Origin of the sequence: Glutamicibacter endophyticus, from assembly GCF_048457885.1 — a bacterium.
Classification (GTDB): domain Bacteria; phylum Actinomycetota; class Actinomycetes; order Actinomycetales; family Micrococcaceae; genus Glutamicibacter; species Glutamicibacter endophyticus.
On the sequence record NZ_CP174200.1, the window covers coordinates 40,134 to 54,207 of the forward strand.

At 62.4% G+C, this 14,074-nt stretch carries 12 protein-coding genes; 8 read left to right on the plus strand and 4 right to left on the minus strand.

All coding sequences use genetic code 11. From position 1 onward, the window contains the following. Positions 1-3: 3 nt before the first annotated feature. From ACJD00_RS00225 to ACJD00_RS00235, 3 genes are read left to right on the plus strand one after another with little or no spacing between them, the layout of a single operon-like run. Complete coding sequence (locus ACJD00_RS00225) at positions 4-909, plus strand: carbohydrate kinase family protein (RefSeq protein WP_418907976.1); 906 nt, start codon at positions 4-6, stop codon at positions 907-909. Further along, entirely contained in the window at positions 906-1,700 is a 795-nt protein-coding gene (locus ACJD00_RS00230; RefSeq protein WP_418907977.1) for an HAD family hydrolase, read from the plus strand. Before ACJD00_RS00225 ends, ACJD00_RS00230 begins: the two co-directional genes overlap by 4 nt. Next, positions 1,697-2,416, plus strand: coding sequence for a glycerophosphodiester phosphodiesterase family protein (locus ACJD00_RS00235; RefSeq protein WP_418907978.1), 720 nt, complete (start codon positions 1,697-1,699; stop codon positions 2,414-2,416). The genes ACJD00_RS00230 and ACJD00_RS00235 overlap by 4 nt, the downstream gene beginning before the upstream one ends. Here the strand turns inward: ACJD00_RS00235 and ACJD00_RS00240 are convergent. Then, a complete protein-coding gene (locus tag ACJD00_RS00240; protein WP_418907979.1) occupies positions 2,394-3,359 on the minus strand; it encodes a GlxA family transcriptional regulator in 966 nt (321 codons plus the stop codon). The genes ACJD00_RS00235 and ACJD00_RS00240 overlap by 23 nt on opposite strands. Between ACJD00_RS00240 and ACJD00_RS00245 the strand changes: the two genes are divergently transcribed. Further along, the gene (locus tag ACJD00_RS00245) at positions 3,358-4,053 is read left to right on the plus strand and encodes an isochorismatase family protein (protein WP_418907980.1); all 696 of its coding nucleotides are present in this window, start codon (positions 3,358-3,360) and stop codon (positions 4,051-4,053) included. The two genes, ACJD00_RS00240 and ACJD00_RS00245, sit on opposite strands and share 2 nt — an antisense overlap. Here the strand turns inward: ACJD00_RS00245 and ACJD00_RS00250 are convergent. Then, complete coding sequence (locus ACJD00_RS00250; protein ID WP_418907981.1) at positions 4,050-5,027, minus strand: hypothetical protein; 978 nt, start codon at positions 5,025-5,027, stop codon at positions 4,050-4,052. The two genes, ACJD00_RS00245 and ACJD00_RS00250, sit on opposite strands and share 4 nt — an antisense overlap. An 81-nt stretch (positions 5,028-5,108) precedes the next feature. Here ACJD00_RS00250 and ACJD00_RS00255 point away from each other — a divergent pair, with 81 nt between their 5' ends. From ACJD00_RS00255 to ACJD00_RS00270, 4 genes are all read left to right on the plus strand, one after another. Further along, positions 5,109-8,306 (plus strand): beta-phosphoglucomutase family hydrolase, encoded by a 3,198-nt coding sequence (locus ACJD00_RS00255; protein WP_418907982.1) that lies wholly within the window; start codon positions 5,109-5,111, stop codon positions 8,304-8,306. A 137-nt stretch (positions 8,307-8,443) separates the two neighbouring features. Further along, positions 8,444-9,841, plus strand: a complete 1,398-nt coding sequence (locus ACJD00_RS00260) for an extracellular solute-binding protein (RefSeq protein WP_418907983.1) — start codon at positions 8,444-8,446, stop codon at positions 9,839-9,841. Between the two features lie 26 nt (positions 9,842-9,867). After that, the gene (locus tag ACJD00_RS00265; protein ID WP_418909351.1) at positions 9,868-10,758 is read left to right on the plus strand and encodes a carbohydrate ABC transporter permease; all 891 of its coding nucleotides are present in this window, start codon (positions 9,868-9,870) and stop codon (positions 10,756-10,758) included. Positions 10,759-10,766: 8 nt separating this feature from the next. Then, positions 10,767-11,621, plus strand: coding sequence for a carbohydrate ABC transporter permease (locus ACJD00_RS00270; protein WP_418907984.1), 855 nt, complete (start codon positions 10,767-10,769; stop codon positions 11,619-11,621). A gap of 125 nt (positions 11,622-11,746) precedes the next feature. On the opposite strand, the gene ACJD00_RS00275 is transcribed toward ACJD00_RS00270, so the two are convergent. Together ACJD00_RS00275 and ACJD00_RS00280 are read right to left on the minus strand one after the other, a co-directional pair. Continuing rightward, positions 11,747-12,796: a LacI family DNA-binding transcriptional regulator gene (locus ACJD00_RS00275; RefSeq protein WP_418907985.1), complete on the minus strand. Its 1,050-nt coding sequence runs from the start codon at positions 12,794-12,796 to the stop codon at positions 11,747-11,749. Positions 12,797-12,805: 9 nt separating this feature from the next. Then, entirely contained in the window at positions 12,806-14,065 is a 1,260-nt protein-coding gene (locus tag ACJD00_RS00280) for a uracil-xanthine permease family protein (RefSeq protein WP_418907986.1), read from the minus strand. Positions 14,066-14,074: the final 9 nt, after the last annotated feature.

Below are 14,074 nucleotides of genomic sequence, written 5' to 3' on the forward strand. Positions count from 1 at the left end.
AGCATGATGAACCCGACCGTGATCGGCGAGGCGCTAGTGGACGTACTGGCCTCCGGCATTGCACCGGCCCAGGAATTCGTCGGCGGCAGCCCGCTGAATGTGGCAGTATCGCTCTCCCGGCTCGGTTACCCCGGCACCCTGATTTCCCGGTGGGGCGACGACGAACACGGTGCGAAGATCGAGTCCTATCTGGCCGCGAATCAGGTCAAGGTGCTCGGGGGACGCGACGAGGAACCCACCGTGATTGCCCATGGCATTCTGGACCCGGCCGGTGGTGCGGCCTTCGCCTTCAATGCCTACTGGAAGTTGCCGCATATCGGCGCGGCCCTGCCGGAAGACAGCGAGCTGGTGCACACCGGCTCCATTGCCACGCTCTTCGGACCCGACGAGTTGCTCCCGCTGCTCCAAAAGGCCCGCGCACACGCCACCATCAGCTACGACCCGAATCTGCGCCCCTCGCTGGTAACCAGCCACGCGCAAACCGTCGCCCATGTGGAGCAGTTCGTCTCCCATTCCGACGTGGTGCGCGTATCCGGTATCGACCTGCGCTGGCTCTACCCGATGCGTTCGGTGCAGGACTCGGCGCGGGCCTGGCTCGATATGGGCCCGGGCATCGTGGTGACCTCCTCCGGCTCGCGCGGCTGCTGGGGCGTGGTGCGTGCCGGGGACGCCGAACACGCCTCGCCGGTGGTCGAGGTCGTCGACACCGTCGGCGCCGGCGACACCTTCACCGCCGCGCTATTGTGCTGGTTGGCCGAGCACCAGATGCTCGGGGCCGAGAACCGGCAGGCCCTGCATGAACTAAGCGTTCCCGAGTTGCGCCAGGCGCTGGACTTCGCCTCGCAGGCGGCAGCGGTCACCGTATCTCGCGCCGGGGCCAATCCGCCGCATCGGACGGAGCTTGCATGATTCGGCTGATCGCTTCCGATCTCGACGGCACGATCATCACCCCCGGCGGTACGATTTCCCAGCGCACCCGCGAGGCCTTCCTCGCCGCGCGGGACGCGGGCATCGAAATCGTCTTCGTCACCGGACGGCCCTACCGCTGGCTGGACCCGGTGATCGAGGCCTTCGGCGGCCTGGGCTCGGTGATTTGCTCCAACGGCGCCGTGCTCTATGACCTGGCCAGCGGCGAGATTCTCTTCTCGCGCACGTTGAGCGCCGCCACCGCGCGCACCGCAGCACAGATCATCCTCGAGCACGAACCGCAGGCCAGCTTCGCGGCGGAAACCACTAAGGGCCTGCATCTGGGCCCGGGCTTCACCGATCCGCACCGCCCCATGGAATGCCTCGGTGAGCTGGATTTGAACGGGCCGGTGCTAGACAGCGAGGGGATCGTGAAATTTCTGGCCCGCTCCCCGCACCTGCCGATCGACGATTTTTATGGGCTGGTCGCCGAGCAGCTGGGACAGATGCTCTCGGTCACCCATTCGGCCTTCGACATGTCGCTTTTGGAGATGGCCCATGTGGAGATCGATAAGGCGCAGACCCTACGGGTCTATGCCGAACGCCTGGGTATCGCCCCGGAAGAAGTTATGGCCTTCGGGGACATGCCCAATGACCTGCAGATGCTTAGCTACGCCGGACACGGCTACGCCATGGCCTCCGGGCACGCGCTGGTCCGCCAAACCGCCGAGTATCTTGCCCCGCCGTTGCTCGAGGACGGGGTGGCCCAGGTGATCGAGGGGATCCTGAAATGACCTACGCCTTCTCCCACCGCGGGGTGCGCACCGGCAGCGAGGAAAACACCCTGCTGGCCTTCGAACGCGCCTGGCAGGCCGGCATCCGGCATTTCGAAACCGATGTTCGCGCCAGCAAGGACGGTACGGTCTACGCCTTTCACGACGACACCCTCGACCGGGTAACCGACGCGCGCGGCCCCATCGCCGAATACACCGACGCTCAGCTCGCCGAGGTGCGGGCCAACGGCCAGCCGTTGTGCCGGCTCGAGGAGCTGCTGGATGCCTTTCCCGAGGCCATGCTGAATATCGACGTCAAGGACGAGGCGGTCATCGCCCCGTTGGCCTGCCTCATCGACCGTCGCTCGGTGCACGAACGCATCGCGCTGGCCTCCTTCGACGACAGGCGATCGGCCGCCGTGGCGCATCTGCTCGGGCGCCCTGTGCGGCGCTCGCCGGGTCAGCGCCAGATGGCCCAGATCTACGCCTGCGCCCAGCTCTTGGGCCGGGTGCCGCGCGGGCTGCTCAGACCCTACTGGGCGGTGCAGATCCCCGCCACCTATAAGGGCCTGCCCGTGGCAACCAGGCGGTTGGTGCGCGCGGTGCAAGGTGCGGGCACCGAGGTGCACGTTTGGGTGGTCAACGACGAGGCGCAGATGCGCCAGTTGGTCGAGCGTGGGGTCGACGCGCTGATGACCGACCGGGCCCCGACCCTTATGCGGGTGCTACGCGGCTAACTTGCCCGCCAAAGCGCCGGCGGTAGTCGGTGGGCGAGATCCCGAAGCGGGACGCAAAGAGCTTACGCAGGTTTTCTGCGCTGCCCACACCGGACTGCTCGGCCACCCGCCCCACGGTTAGATCGGTATTTTCAAGCAGTTGCCGGGCGACCTCGAGCCGTTCGCGCTGGATCCACGCCGCGGGCGTGCACCCGAGCCGGGCGTGGAAGAGACGGTGGCACGAGCGTTCCGAGACGGCCAAGGCTCGGGCCAGTGCGCGAACCGACCAATCTCGACGTGGATCATGACGTACGCGCTCGGCGAGTTCGGACAGGGGCGAGGCCGTTTGGCCGGCGAGCGTGTGATCAACGAACTGTGACTGGTTTCCCGCTCGATGCAGCGGCAACACCATGGACTTGGCGATTTGAGCGGCCACGGACCGCCCGTGGAATTCGTCGACTAGATGCAACAGCAGATCCGCCCCGGCGCTGACCCCCGCCGAGGTCCAGAACTCGCCGCTCGCTACGTAAATCTGGGAACTTTGCACCGAGATCTGTCGGTACCGCTGCGCCAGGAGGTCGGTGTAGCGCCAATGTGTGGTGGCTTGCCCGCCATTTAGCACCCCGGCTTCGGCCAGCGCGAAGGCACCGGTGCATAGGCCAGCCACCGCTTTAGTCGGGTGCGTGGCGCGTGCAATGAGCTCGAGGTCGGGCTCCACTAGCCGACCCAGGAGCTGCTCCGAACCGGGCACGACCAGGAGATCATAGGCGCGCGAGTGGTGGACCGGGGCGATCTGCAGTCCGGTGTCCAACCGAACCGATTCCCTCGGTGCGCCGGAGCAAAACTCGACGTGCATCGCCGGTAGGCCATGGGCGGAACGGTCTGCGAAGATTTCGGTCGCCGTAACCACGTCATAACTGCGCGCCTGATCAAACACCAAAATACCGACACGGAAATTAGGCATGGCAGAATCCTACCGGTTACTGGCGTATCTGCCACTGGTGGGCGGCTGCGAACGACGATGCAATAGAACCATGAACGAAATGATGCCCCTGAACCCGAGCAATACCGCCCTCATCCTCATCGACATGCAACGCGGCTTCGAAGACCCCTTCTGGGGTGAACCGGTGGACCTGCCGGGCTGCCGCGCCGCGGTAGGCACGTTGCTGCGGGACTGCGAACGAAACGGGGTTCCTGTGGTCATCGTGCAACATGACAGTGTCCACGTCGATTCGCCGCTGCACCCGGCCAACCCCGGAAATCGGCTCTTCGCGGAGGTAGCAGCGGTGACGCCGGAGCTCATGATCCGGAAACACGTGAACTCGGCCTTTTTGGGCGAACCCGACCTAGCGGCTTGGCTCCGGGCCCGTGGCATAACCACGCTCATTGTGGCCGGCATCCAGACGAATATGTGCGTAGAAACCACCTCGCGCATGGGGAGCAACCTAGGGTTCCAGATCGTTCTGCCGCTAGATGCCACCACGACCTTCCCCGTGGCCTTGCCCAGCGACGCCGAGGTGCACGCGATCCTTGGAGGAGGTGCGCAGGTGCTGAGCGGGGAAGAACTCATGCGCGCTACCGCCGCCAACCTATCCGGCGGAGGCTTTGCCGAGGTGACGACCGTGCGCTCGGTCAGTACCCGGCTCAGCGCGCATTAGCCGATGTACAGGGTTTCGAGCACGTGTTCGGCGTGCTCGGCCACATCCTTGTCGTCGGCCTCCAGCAACAGCCGCAGCCAGGTCTCATGCTGCGCCAACGGGGCGATCATGCAGGCCGGACCGATCAAATCGAAGAGCTCGTCGGGCGTCCCGTAGTCGGAGAATTGGCCCAGGTAGGCGAAGAGCACCCGCATAACGCGTTCGTCGTCGACGGTGCAATCCCACTGCTCCTGCATAAGCGCCAAGGGGCGGGCCAGCGAGGAGAAGGGGTGCGCCCAGTGCGCCGAACCGAAGTGCACAATGCGGCCCTGCTGGCCGACCTCGGCCGGGGTGATGACCTTGTGCAGATCGAAGGCCCCGTGCTCCAGCGAGAGCGGCACCGGCCCGGCGTGCAGCGCAGTGCAAGCCGCACGCAGTTCGCCCAAGCGGGAATGGAGCTTGTCGGCACGCGCCGGGGGAAGATGCAGCGGGTGGTTGGCGTCCATGGAGACATGGAGGGTCAGCGCCTGCTCATACTGCTCCGGCAAGAACTGCGGATCGACCACGGTCAGGCCGGCGTCGAAGAAGGCATCTTGCTGGCCCATCAGGGAGACCTGGAGCGCCGCCAGCGAGGCCATGGCCAGTTCCCAGCTCTCCACGCTGTCGCTCACCTCGCCCAGCGCGTGCCCGAAGTCGGGGCTGAGCATATAGCCGGCGACGCGGTCGATGGCTAGCGGCATCACCACGCGGTCCGGTACGAGCTGGCCTGCGGTCACCGTCACCGCCGGCTCGGCCGCCAGACCCGGCGCATTGGCGGTAAACACCAGATGGGCGGCGTCGGTTTCCACCGCGGCGCCCACGCTACCGAGGTGGGTGGGCCAAAACTCCGGCTCGGCGGTGCGTTCGATGCCATACGCATCGCAGGCGGCATCGATCCATCCAGCCGTTTCGGCGCGCCAGTCGTCGCTGTTCCATAAATCTATCCACTGAGCCACAAGTCCATCGTAGTATGTCGTCGCAAGGGCGCTAGCTTGCTACCGTTGGTGGAAATTGCACCTCGAGATAGGACACCGCTCGTGACATCCTCCCGACCTGCATATCGCCACCGCGACTTTAAGGCCGTGCTGTTCGACCTTGACGGTGTGCTGACGCCGACGGCGCTGGTGCACCGCACCGCATGGCGCGAACTATTTACGGACTTCCTCGCCGGGTATCCCGGCGTTGCCCCATACACCGAAGAGGACTATTTCGCCCTCATCGATGGACGGCCACGCTACGAGGGGGTGGCCGCCCTGCTGGCCTCCCGCGGCATCGAGCTACCCGAGGGGACACCCGGTGATTTACCGGGCGACTCGACTATATGCGCCCTCGGGAATAAAAAGAACGCCTTGTTCACCGCGATTTTGGAGCGCGACGGGATCGAGCCGTACGCCGGGTCGCTGAACTATGTGCGACAAGTGATCGACGCCGGACTCGACGTGGCAGTGGTCTCCTCCTCGCGCAACGCCCACCAGGTGCTCGAACGCGCCGGGCTTGCCACCTACTTCGCGACCGTTATTTCCGGAACCGAGGCTGCGGCACGCTCGCTAGCGGGCAAGCCAGCACCCGATACCTTCCTCGCCGCGGCCGCGGATCTCGGCTGGCGCCCCGAAGAATGCGTGGTCGTCGAGGACGCCACGAGTGGGGTAGCGGCCGCCGTCAGCGGCGGCTTCAAGGTCGTTGCCATCGACCGGGAAGATAACGCGGACCAACTTTCCGCGGCAGGAGCCCACGTGCTGGTCACGGATCTGCAGGAGCTGATCACCGAGCAGGCCAGTGACGCGCTGAATTATGACCCGTGGTCGATCGCCCGCGAGGCGCAACGCGACGAGAGTGGCGCCCAAGACACCGTCTTCTCGCTCGGCAATGGTTTCCTCGGATGCCGCGCCGCACAGGTGGGCGTCGCCGAACACACCGCCGGCACCTTCCTCAACGGTTTGCATGAGACCTGGCAGATCCGCCATGCGGAAAGCGCCTTTGGTCTAGCCGAGACTGGGCAGACAATGATCAGCGCTCCGGACTTCCGCACCCTGCGCGTATTCATCAACGACGAGGCACTGGAAATCGGTCGTACCGAATTATTGCGCGACGACCTGCGCCTCGACTTCCGCGACGGAACGCTGAATGCCACCACGCTGTGGCGCACCGCGGAGGGCAACCGGGTGGCCGTCACCGCCCGCACCATGGTTTCCTTCAGCGACCGTCACCTGGCCGTGCAGGATCTGCATGTGCGTCTGCTCGATGCCCCAGCCCATGTGTTGGTGCAATCCTCGCTGATTGGCGAACCCACCGAGCGGGCCGTGCCAAGCCCGATGGAAATGGACTCCGGGGTGAAGGCCGACGACCCGCGAAAGTCGGAATCCGCGTCGCAGAACCCACTGATTGCCGCCGGGAATACCCAAGACGGCTCCCGCCTCGGGCTGAGCTACTACGTGAAGGGCTCGGGCATGTCGGTGGCGGCCTCCGTCGAACATCAGGTGACGCTGACCGGCGGTAGCAAGCAACCGGTGCGCACCACGCGCCAGGTCAACGCCTCGCGCGCCGACGAGGTCAGCTCGGTGAACCTGGGCAAAGGCCAGGGGCTGCGTCTCTCGAAGTTCGCGGTCTACCATGCCTCGCGGCGGCACAGCGCCGAGGAGATGCTCACCCGTTCGAGCCGCGCCCTGGATCATCTGGTGCCGTTCGGGATCGATGAGCATTTCCGTGCCCAGCGCGCCTTCATGATCGACTACTGGCGCCGCAGTGACGTCGTGGTCGACAGCGACGACAAGCAACTGCAGCGCGCCATCCGCTGGAACCTGTTCCAGTTGGCTCAGGCCTCGGCACGTTCCGATGGTTTGGGGATTAGCGCGAAGGGTGTGTCGGGTAACGGGTACTCGGGGCATTACTTCTGGGACACCGAAATCTATGTGCTTCCGTTCTTGACCTACACGAACCCGCAGTGGGCCCGAAACGCGCTACGCGCGCGTGTCTCCATGTTGCCCGCGGCCACGCGCCGGGCGCAGGTGATGAACGAGGACGGCATTCTCTTCCCGTGGCGCACCATCAACGGCGAGGAAGCCAGCGCCTACTATCCAGCGGGTACCGCGCAGTACCACATCAACGCGGACGTGGCCTATGGTCTGAACCGCTACCTCAATGCCTCCGGGGACGAGGAGTTCCTCACCGCCGGCGGTGCGGAGATCATGGTCGGCACCGCCCGCATGTGGACGTCGCTGGGCTTCTGGCGGCATAGCGGAGAGCAGGAAACCTTCCACATCCACGGGGTCACCGGACCGGATGAGTACACGGCCGTGGTGAATGACAACCTCTACACCAATGTGATGGCGCGCTTTAATCTGCGCCGTGCGGCCGAAATTATCACCCGCCTGGCCGATGAGTACCCAGATTACTACCAGCAGCTGGTCCAGCGCCTCGACCTGCAGCCCGAGGAACCCGCGATGTGGGTGCGTGCCGCGCACTGCATGCACATTCCCTACTCGGAATCCGTGGAGATTAACCCGCAGGATGACCACTTCTTGAACCGCGAGATTTGGGATGTGGCCAACACCGATCCGGCGAAGTTCCCGCTGCTATTGCACTACCACCCGCTGGTGATCTACCGCTTCCAGGTGATCAAGCAGGCCGACACGGTGCTGGCCATGTGGTTGCGTTCCTCGGACTTCTCGGCCGAACGCAAGCTCGCGAACTTCAACTACTACGACCCGCTGACCACCGGCGACTCGACGTTGTCGGCCACCGTGCAGTCGATTCTGGCTGCCGAGGTGGGGTACCGGGATTTGGCCTATGACTACTTTGAGCATGCGCTGAACGTGGATCTGCACAACTCCCACGGCAATACCGCCGACGGGGTGCACGTGGCCTCAACCGGAGGGGTCTGGGCCGGATTGGTCTACGGCTTCGGCGGGCTGAGGGATGATGAGCAGGTCCTGCGTTTCGATCCGCGGCTGCCGCGCGGGTGGCGTTCGATGAAGTTCCGGTTGACCTGGCAAGGCGCCCAAATCACCGTCTGCCTACGCCCGGAGTCGATTTCTTTTGATCTCTGCGGCGCCCCGGCGCTGTCGGTGCAGGTGCGCGGGGAGACCATTCAGTTGATCGAAAACGAGACCTATACGGTGCCGTTGGCCGACCAGGGCCCGGTGCGCGAGGGGCGGCCAAGTATCGAGCACGTCCTGGACCGGCAACGCGAGAATAACCGCGATCAACTTCGTCAGGCGTGGCGTCGCAACGTGTAAGACGCCGAATTGCTAAAACGAAATATCAGCGTATGACATGGCCTTATGCGCTGATATTTCTTTTAACTATTGACGGGTAATTCACATCACATCTAGGATCTGTCAAGTGAACCTGACACGTGTTAGGAGATGTGGATATGAGTTCAGGAATAACCCGGCGTGCGCTGGTGACAGCGGCGGCTCTCGGGATCGCAGGGGTGAGTGTTGGGGCGTGGCCTCGCCTGTCCGGCGCCGATATACCCGGGCGTCACGCAAAAGGACTGCGTGTAGCCATTTTGGGTAACTCTGCGGACGCAGAGGCCAGACGCGGAATCGCCGAGGCTTTCATGCGAGAGCATCCGAATATTCCGGTGCACCTGCAGGCCATTCAGGGTGCAGATTGGAAGGATTTCTTCGCCAAGATTCTGACCATGGTGGCCGCAGGTAATGCTCCAGATGTGGTCTATGTGGCTACCGAAGGGACGCAGCTATTCGCGGAGAAGCTCGCCGAGCCCCTCGATAGCTATGTGCAACGCGACGCGCAACAGGTAGCGGAGTATTTTGCCGACGTGCACCCGTCACTGATCGAGGCGTTTATGTACCGCGGCAGTCTCTATCAGATGCCGCTGGACTTTAACGCCGCGAATATGTACTTGAACTCGTCGACCTTGAGAAGGGCGGGGCTTGAGTATCCTCCCGCAGAGTGGACGTGGGACGACTTCGAGTCCATGATGCGCGGAATGAAAAAGCGCGAGGGCAGGGGCTTCACTCCGTACTACTGGACCAACCGCTTATTCGGCGGTGTTGTGCCATGGCTTTACACCAATGACACATCTTTCCTTACGGAAACTAGGGCTCAGGGCGGTTCGTGGCTATGGGATGGCTTTTACCCGGGTGAAGCGACGAAAACTCCTAGGAGTGGCGGCTACCTGTGGGAAAACCCGAATGCCGAAGATCCGAAGGTACTGGAGACCTTCGAATTTCTCCGCGACCTCGTTGGCCAAGGTCTGGCTGTACGTCCCGAGGGTGGAGGAGGGAATTCGCTGGTGGGACTCTTCGCGAATGGAAAGATCGGTGCGGCACCTGCCGGAGGCTACTGGGTCGACGGATTGGTTCAAGGTGGGATGGGCCCCAAGGATTTCGATGTGCAGTTCTTTCCCGGACAGCGCAGTCAACGCCACCAATTCGGGGCGGCAGGTTACGCCATCATGCGTGATTCCAAGCTGAAGGACGAGGCCTGGGAGTGGGTCAAGTTCACCGCGCGGCGCGATCAAATGCTCACCATGTTTGATAGGCCCAACACCACCCCGACGCGCCGTTCGATGGTCAATGAAGCCTTCTACGCAAAGACCGGGCCGCAGCACTGGAAAGTCTTCTATGACACCTTGGATCGTTTTCCAACCTCCGGGCCCATTCCGGCACCGCCGCAACAAGCCGCCATCGAAACTGCACTGATGAAGAACGTCACCAACGCCGTAGGCGGAAGTAGAGCTCAAACACGACAAACATTGGGAGCTCTCCAACGTGACCTGGAACTTGCGATGAGGAGCGTGTAATGGCGCGTGTTACCAACCTTGCGACCATGACGCCAGCCGGGCGAACCCGATCATGGCGCACCTTTGCCTGGATTTTGATTGCGCCCACGGTGCTTGGCATGTTGCTGTTCACGGTGGTGCCTATTATCGGGTCATTGCTCCTAGCGTTTTTTCGCTGGGACATCATTTCCGCGCCAGAGTTCGTTGGTTTGCAAAACTTTGCCGAGGCGGTCAGTAGCCCTACGGTGCGAGTCAGCTTTCTGAACACCATCGCGTTTGTCGTGGTTGCTGCGACCCTTCAACTGGGCATCGCCTTGATGCTTGCTGTCCTTGTGCAAGAGAAAATGCCGAACTGGTTACGAGTGTTCTTCCGCTCAGTCTTCTTCTTTCCGTTAATCCTTTCGGCTGCCAGCGTCTCCATCTTCATGAGTTACCTGTTCAACGAGCAGTTCGGAGTCGTGAATTGGTTACTGTCACTGGTCAGCATTCCTGCGGTGCCGTGGCTTACCACCTCTTCGGGTTCCGCGGCCGTGATCATCTTGGTCTACGTGTGGCAGAATTTCGGCTTCTCGTTCCTATTGTTCCTCGGCGGGCTTTCGTCCATCCCCAAGGACATGTACGAAGCTGCTGAACTTGATGGTGCCGGAGGATGGGGCAAATTTGTTCACGTAACCATGCCGCTTCTGAGCCCCACCACACTGGTGGCCTCCGTGATGGCCGTGATCAATGCCCTGCAGGTGTTCGACCAACCCTATGTGCTTACCCGCGGAGGTCCGGGAGACAGCACACGCACCGCCGTGATGGTCATTTTCGAGTCAGCTTTCCAAAAACTGGAGTTCGGACTTGCATCCGCCATCGGGCTGATCCTGATGATTCTGATCATGTTCGTTACTTATATTCAATTCCGGCTCAGCCGCCGCTTCGTCTTCTATCAGTGAGGTTGGAAATGACAACCCTAGTTACTTCCAGAAAGCAACGCCGTGAACGTCATTCGGGATCGATCGGCCGTGTCATCTTCCTGTTAGCGTGCGCGCTGTTAACGCTTGGACCGGTGCTGTGGACTCTGTCCACATCGCTGCGGCCACCAGGAGAGGCCTTTGATCTACCTCCGCAGTTCCTTCCGTTGAACCCGGACTTCAGTTCTTATACGGGTGTGTTTGAACAGATCGACATGCTTCGGTTGGTGATCAACTCGGCTCTAGTTACAGGCCTTATCGCAGTGGGTCAGATGGTGTCCGCGGCAATGGCCGGGTATGCCTTCGCTCGGCTAGAGTTCCGCGGGAAGAAGTGGATATTCGCGTTGATCCTAGCAACAATGATGATTCCGGTTCAGGTAACGATTGTTCCGGTGTTCATGCTTGTTCGCGGAATGGGTCTGGCCGACACACTGCTGGCCCTAATCATTCCCGCGATCCCCACCGCGTTCGGCACCTTTCTAATGCGCCAGTACTTTATGGGTATCCCGGCCGAGCTCGCTGAAGCCGCCCAGATCGACGGGGCCAGTCCGTGGCAGACGTTCCGCAGTATCTACCTCCCCTTGGCCATGCCGGGCATGGCCATCGTCGGAGTGCTTGCCTTCAACTACCACTGGAATGAATTCTTCCGGCCGCTGATCATGACCATCTCGGAAGAAAACTTCACGCTGCCTCTTGGCTTGGTGACACTGCAGGGCAACATGGGAACAGGTTCGATATCGGTGGTGCTCGCCGGCGTGATCCTCTCGATGATCCCGGCCTTTATCGTCTTCCTTTTCGGGCAGCGTTCGCTGCGCGAGGGCTTGACCGCGGGCGTCAGCAAGTAGACAGCATTCAAGGTGCCTGCCCCGCTGGGTTCCGCGATTCCCTCGTTCAGTTTTGACGGGCCGTGCCTGGCCCCACCTCGTTGGACTCATATGCGCACAGACTGTAAGAGGGCACCGTGAAGTGATCAGTAGCTGAACCCGGCGGGGGCGGGGCCTGTCGAATCTCGGAGGGTCAAATGGCAATGGATCATGGCACCGTTGGTTTTCGATTCTTGGCCATCGAGCAGGTTGAGAACATGTTCTGCGGCCTGACGGCCCATTTCGAAATGGGGTAGTCCCATCGTGCTCAGCCCGGGAACGGTAGCTTCGGCTAGGTGCGGTTGATCATCGAAACCGAGGATGGAGAGATCTTGCGGTACGAGTAATCCAAGCCCTCCCGCGGCTAGCAGTACGCCGGTAGCGACGCGGTCATTTGCCGCGAAGACGGCGGTCGGTCGTTCGGTGCCTGTCAGGACAACTTGCGCGGCGGTAAACCCGTCGTTGATTTCCCATCCTGCCGCAACGCGGGGCAACGGTTCGAGCCCAGCGGTGGTCATCGCGGCGTGGTAGCCGGCGAGTCGGGCTGGGATCGCATCTTCGTCGTCGCCTCCGCCGATAAAGAGAATACGGCGATGTCCCAGTGCTGTCAGATGTTCAGTGGCTCGCTGGGCTCCTTCACGCTCGTCGGCGATAAAAGCCGCGAGTAGCCCTTCGGCATCACGGCAATTGGCCATTGCTGCTGGCAGTGTGAGTAACGGTTTGGGAACACGAAGAGTCCGTAGGCCATTGGTAGCCAGAATAAGCGCGTCCACTCGTCGGCGAATCAACTGACGGATGGCGTGTTCTTCACGGACGGTTCCCGGACCGGCGAATGCGGTCTGGCCGATATCGGAGATGATGCTCAGATAGCCGCGATCGGCCGCGGCACTATTTACCCCACTTATGAGTTTGCCGGCGAAGGGAGACGACGCGATTTCATCGGTGACGATGCCGATGATGCCGGTTCTCTGCTGCCGCAGCGATACGCCCAAAGGGTCGGGACGGTAGTCAAGTGCCCGGGCCGCTTCGCGGATGCGCTTCTGAGCGGCCGCCGAAACGTTACCGGCCGCGGTCCCGTTCATCACCATTGAAACGGCGCTTCGGGAAACGCCTGCACGTTGTGCCACATCACGGGCCGTGGGACGAGAAGTGGACATAAATCGATACTAGACGCTGTGGTGGCGCAACCGGGTGATCGTCGTCATCACATGGAAGACCACGAGCGTAGCGATCGTGCCCATGGCAATACCGCCAAGCTGGATTGGGCCGTAGCTGATCTCTTCGGTTACCGCGATGGCGATGATCAGACCGGAGCCCGCGGTCATCAGGTTGATCGGGTTCTGGAAGTCGACTTTGTTCTCGATCCACAGGCGTGCGCCGATGATGCCGATCATTCCGTAGAGCACGATGCCGGCACCGCCGATCACACCTGCCGGGATGGTGGAGATCAGGGCGCCGAACTTGGGGAGGAAGGCCAGGGCCATGGCCGCGATCGCTGCCACGAAATAGGCGGCGGTGGAATACACCCGGGAGGCGGCCATGACGCCAATGTTTTCCGCGTAGGTGGTGGTCGCCGAGCCGCCACCGAAGCCGGCGATCACGGTGGCCGCGCCATCGGCCATCAGCGCCCGACCGTTGTAGCCGCTGAGATCGGTTTTGGTCATCAGGCCCACGGTGCTCACATGACCGATATTCTCGGCCACGAGCACGAAGACCGCCGGTAGGAACATCAAGGCCACGGAGAAGTCGACGACCGGGGTGGCGAATTGCGGCAGGCCGATCCACGGGGCCTCGCCCACGGCGGAGAAATCCACCTGGCCTTGGACCATGGCCAGCAGGTAGCCGGCGACCAGCCCGACCAGAATCGAGAGGCGCCCGAGCAGGCCCTTGAAGGCGACGGTGGCGATCACAATGGCCAGCACCGTGCCGAAGGTGGTCAGCGGCACTGTTTTCATCGGAGTCAGGGTGGCCGAGGCCAAGTTCAGCCCGATCAGCGCGACGATGGTGCCCATCACCACCGGTGGCATGAGCGCGTGGATCCAGCCGGTGCCAGATTTCTGCACGATGGCACCGACGAGCAACAGCAGGGCACCAGTCATCACGATGCCACCCAGTGCCGGGCCCATGCCCCCGCCGGAGGTCATGGTGGCACCCACCGGTGCCAGTAAGGCGAAGGAACTACCGAGGTAGCTGGGTACCTTGCCGGCCGTGATCAGCAGGAACAGGATCGTGGCGAGCCCGGTGAAAAACAGGGTTGTGGTCACCGGGAAGCCGGTCAGGGTGGGGACCAAGATGGTTGACCCGAACATCGCCAAGATGTGCTGGGTGCCAATCGAGATGGTCTGCGGCCAGTGCAACCGCTCATTCGGGGCGACAACCTCGCCCGGGGTGATCGACTTGCCGTCGCCGTGTACTGTCCAGCCCACCTATGTTCC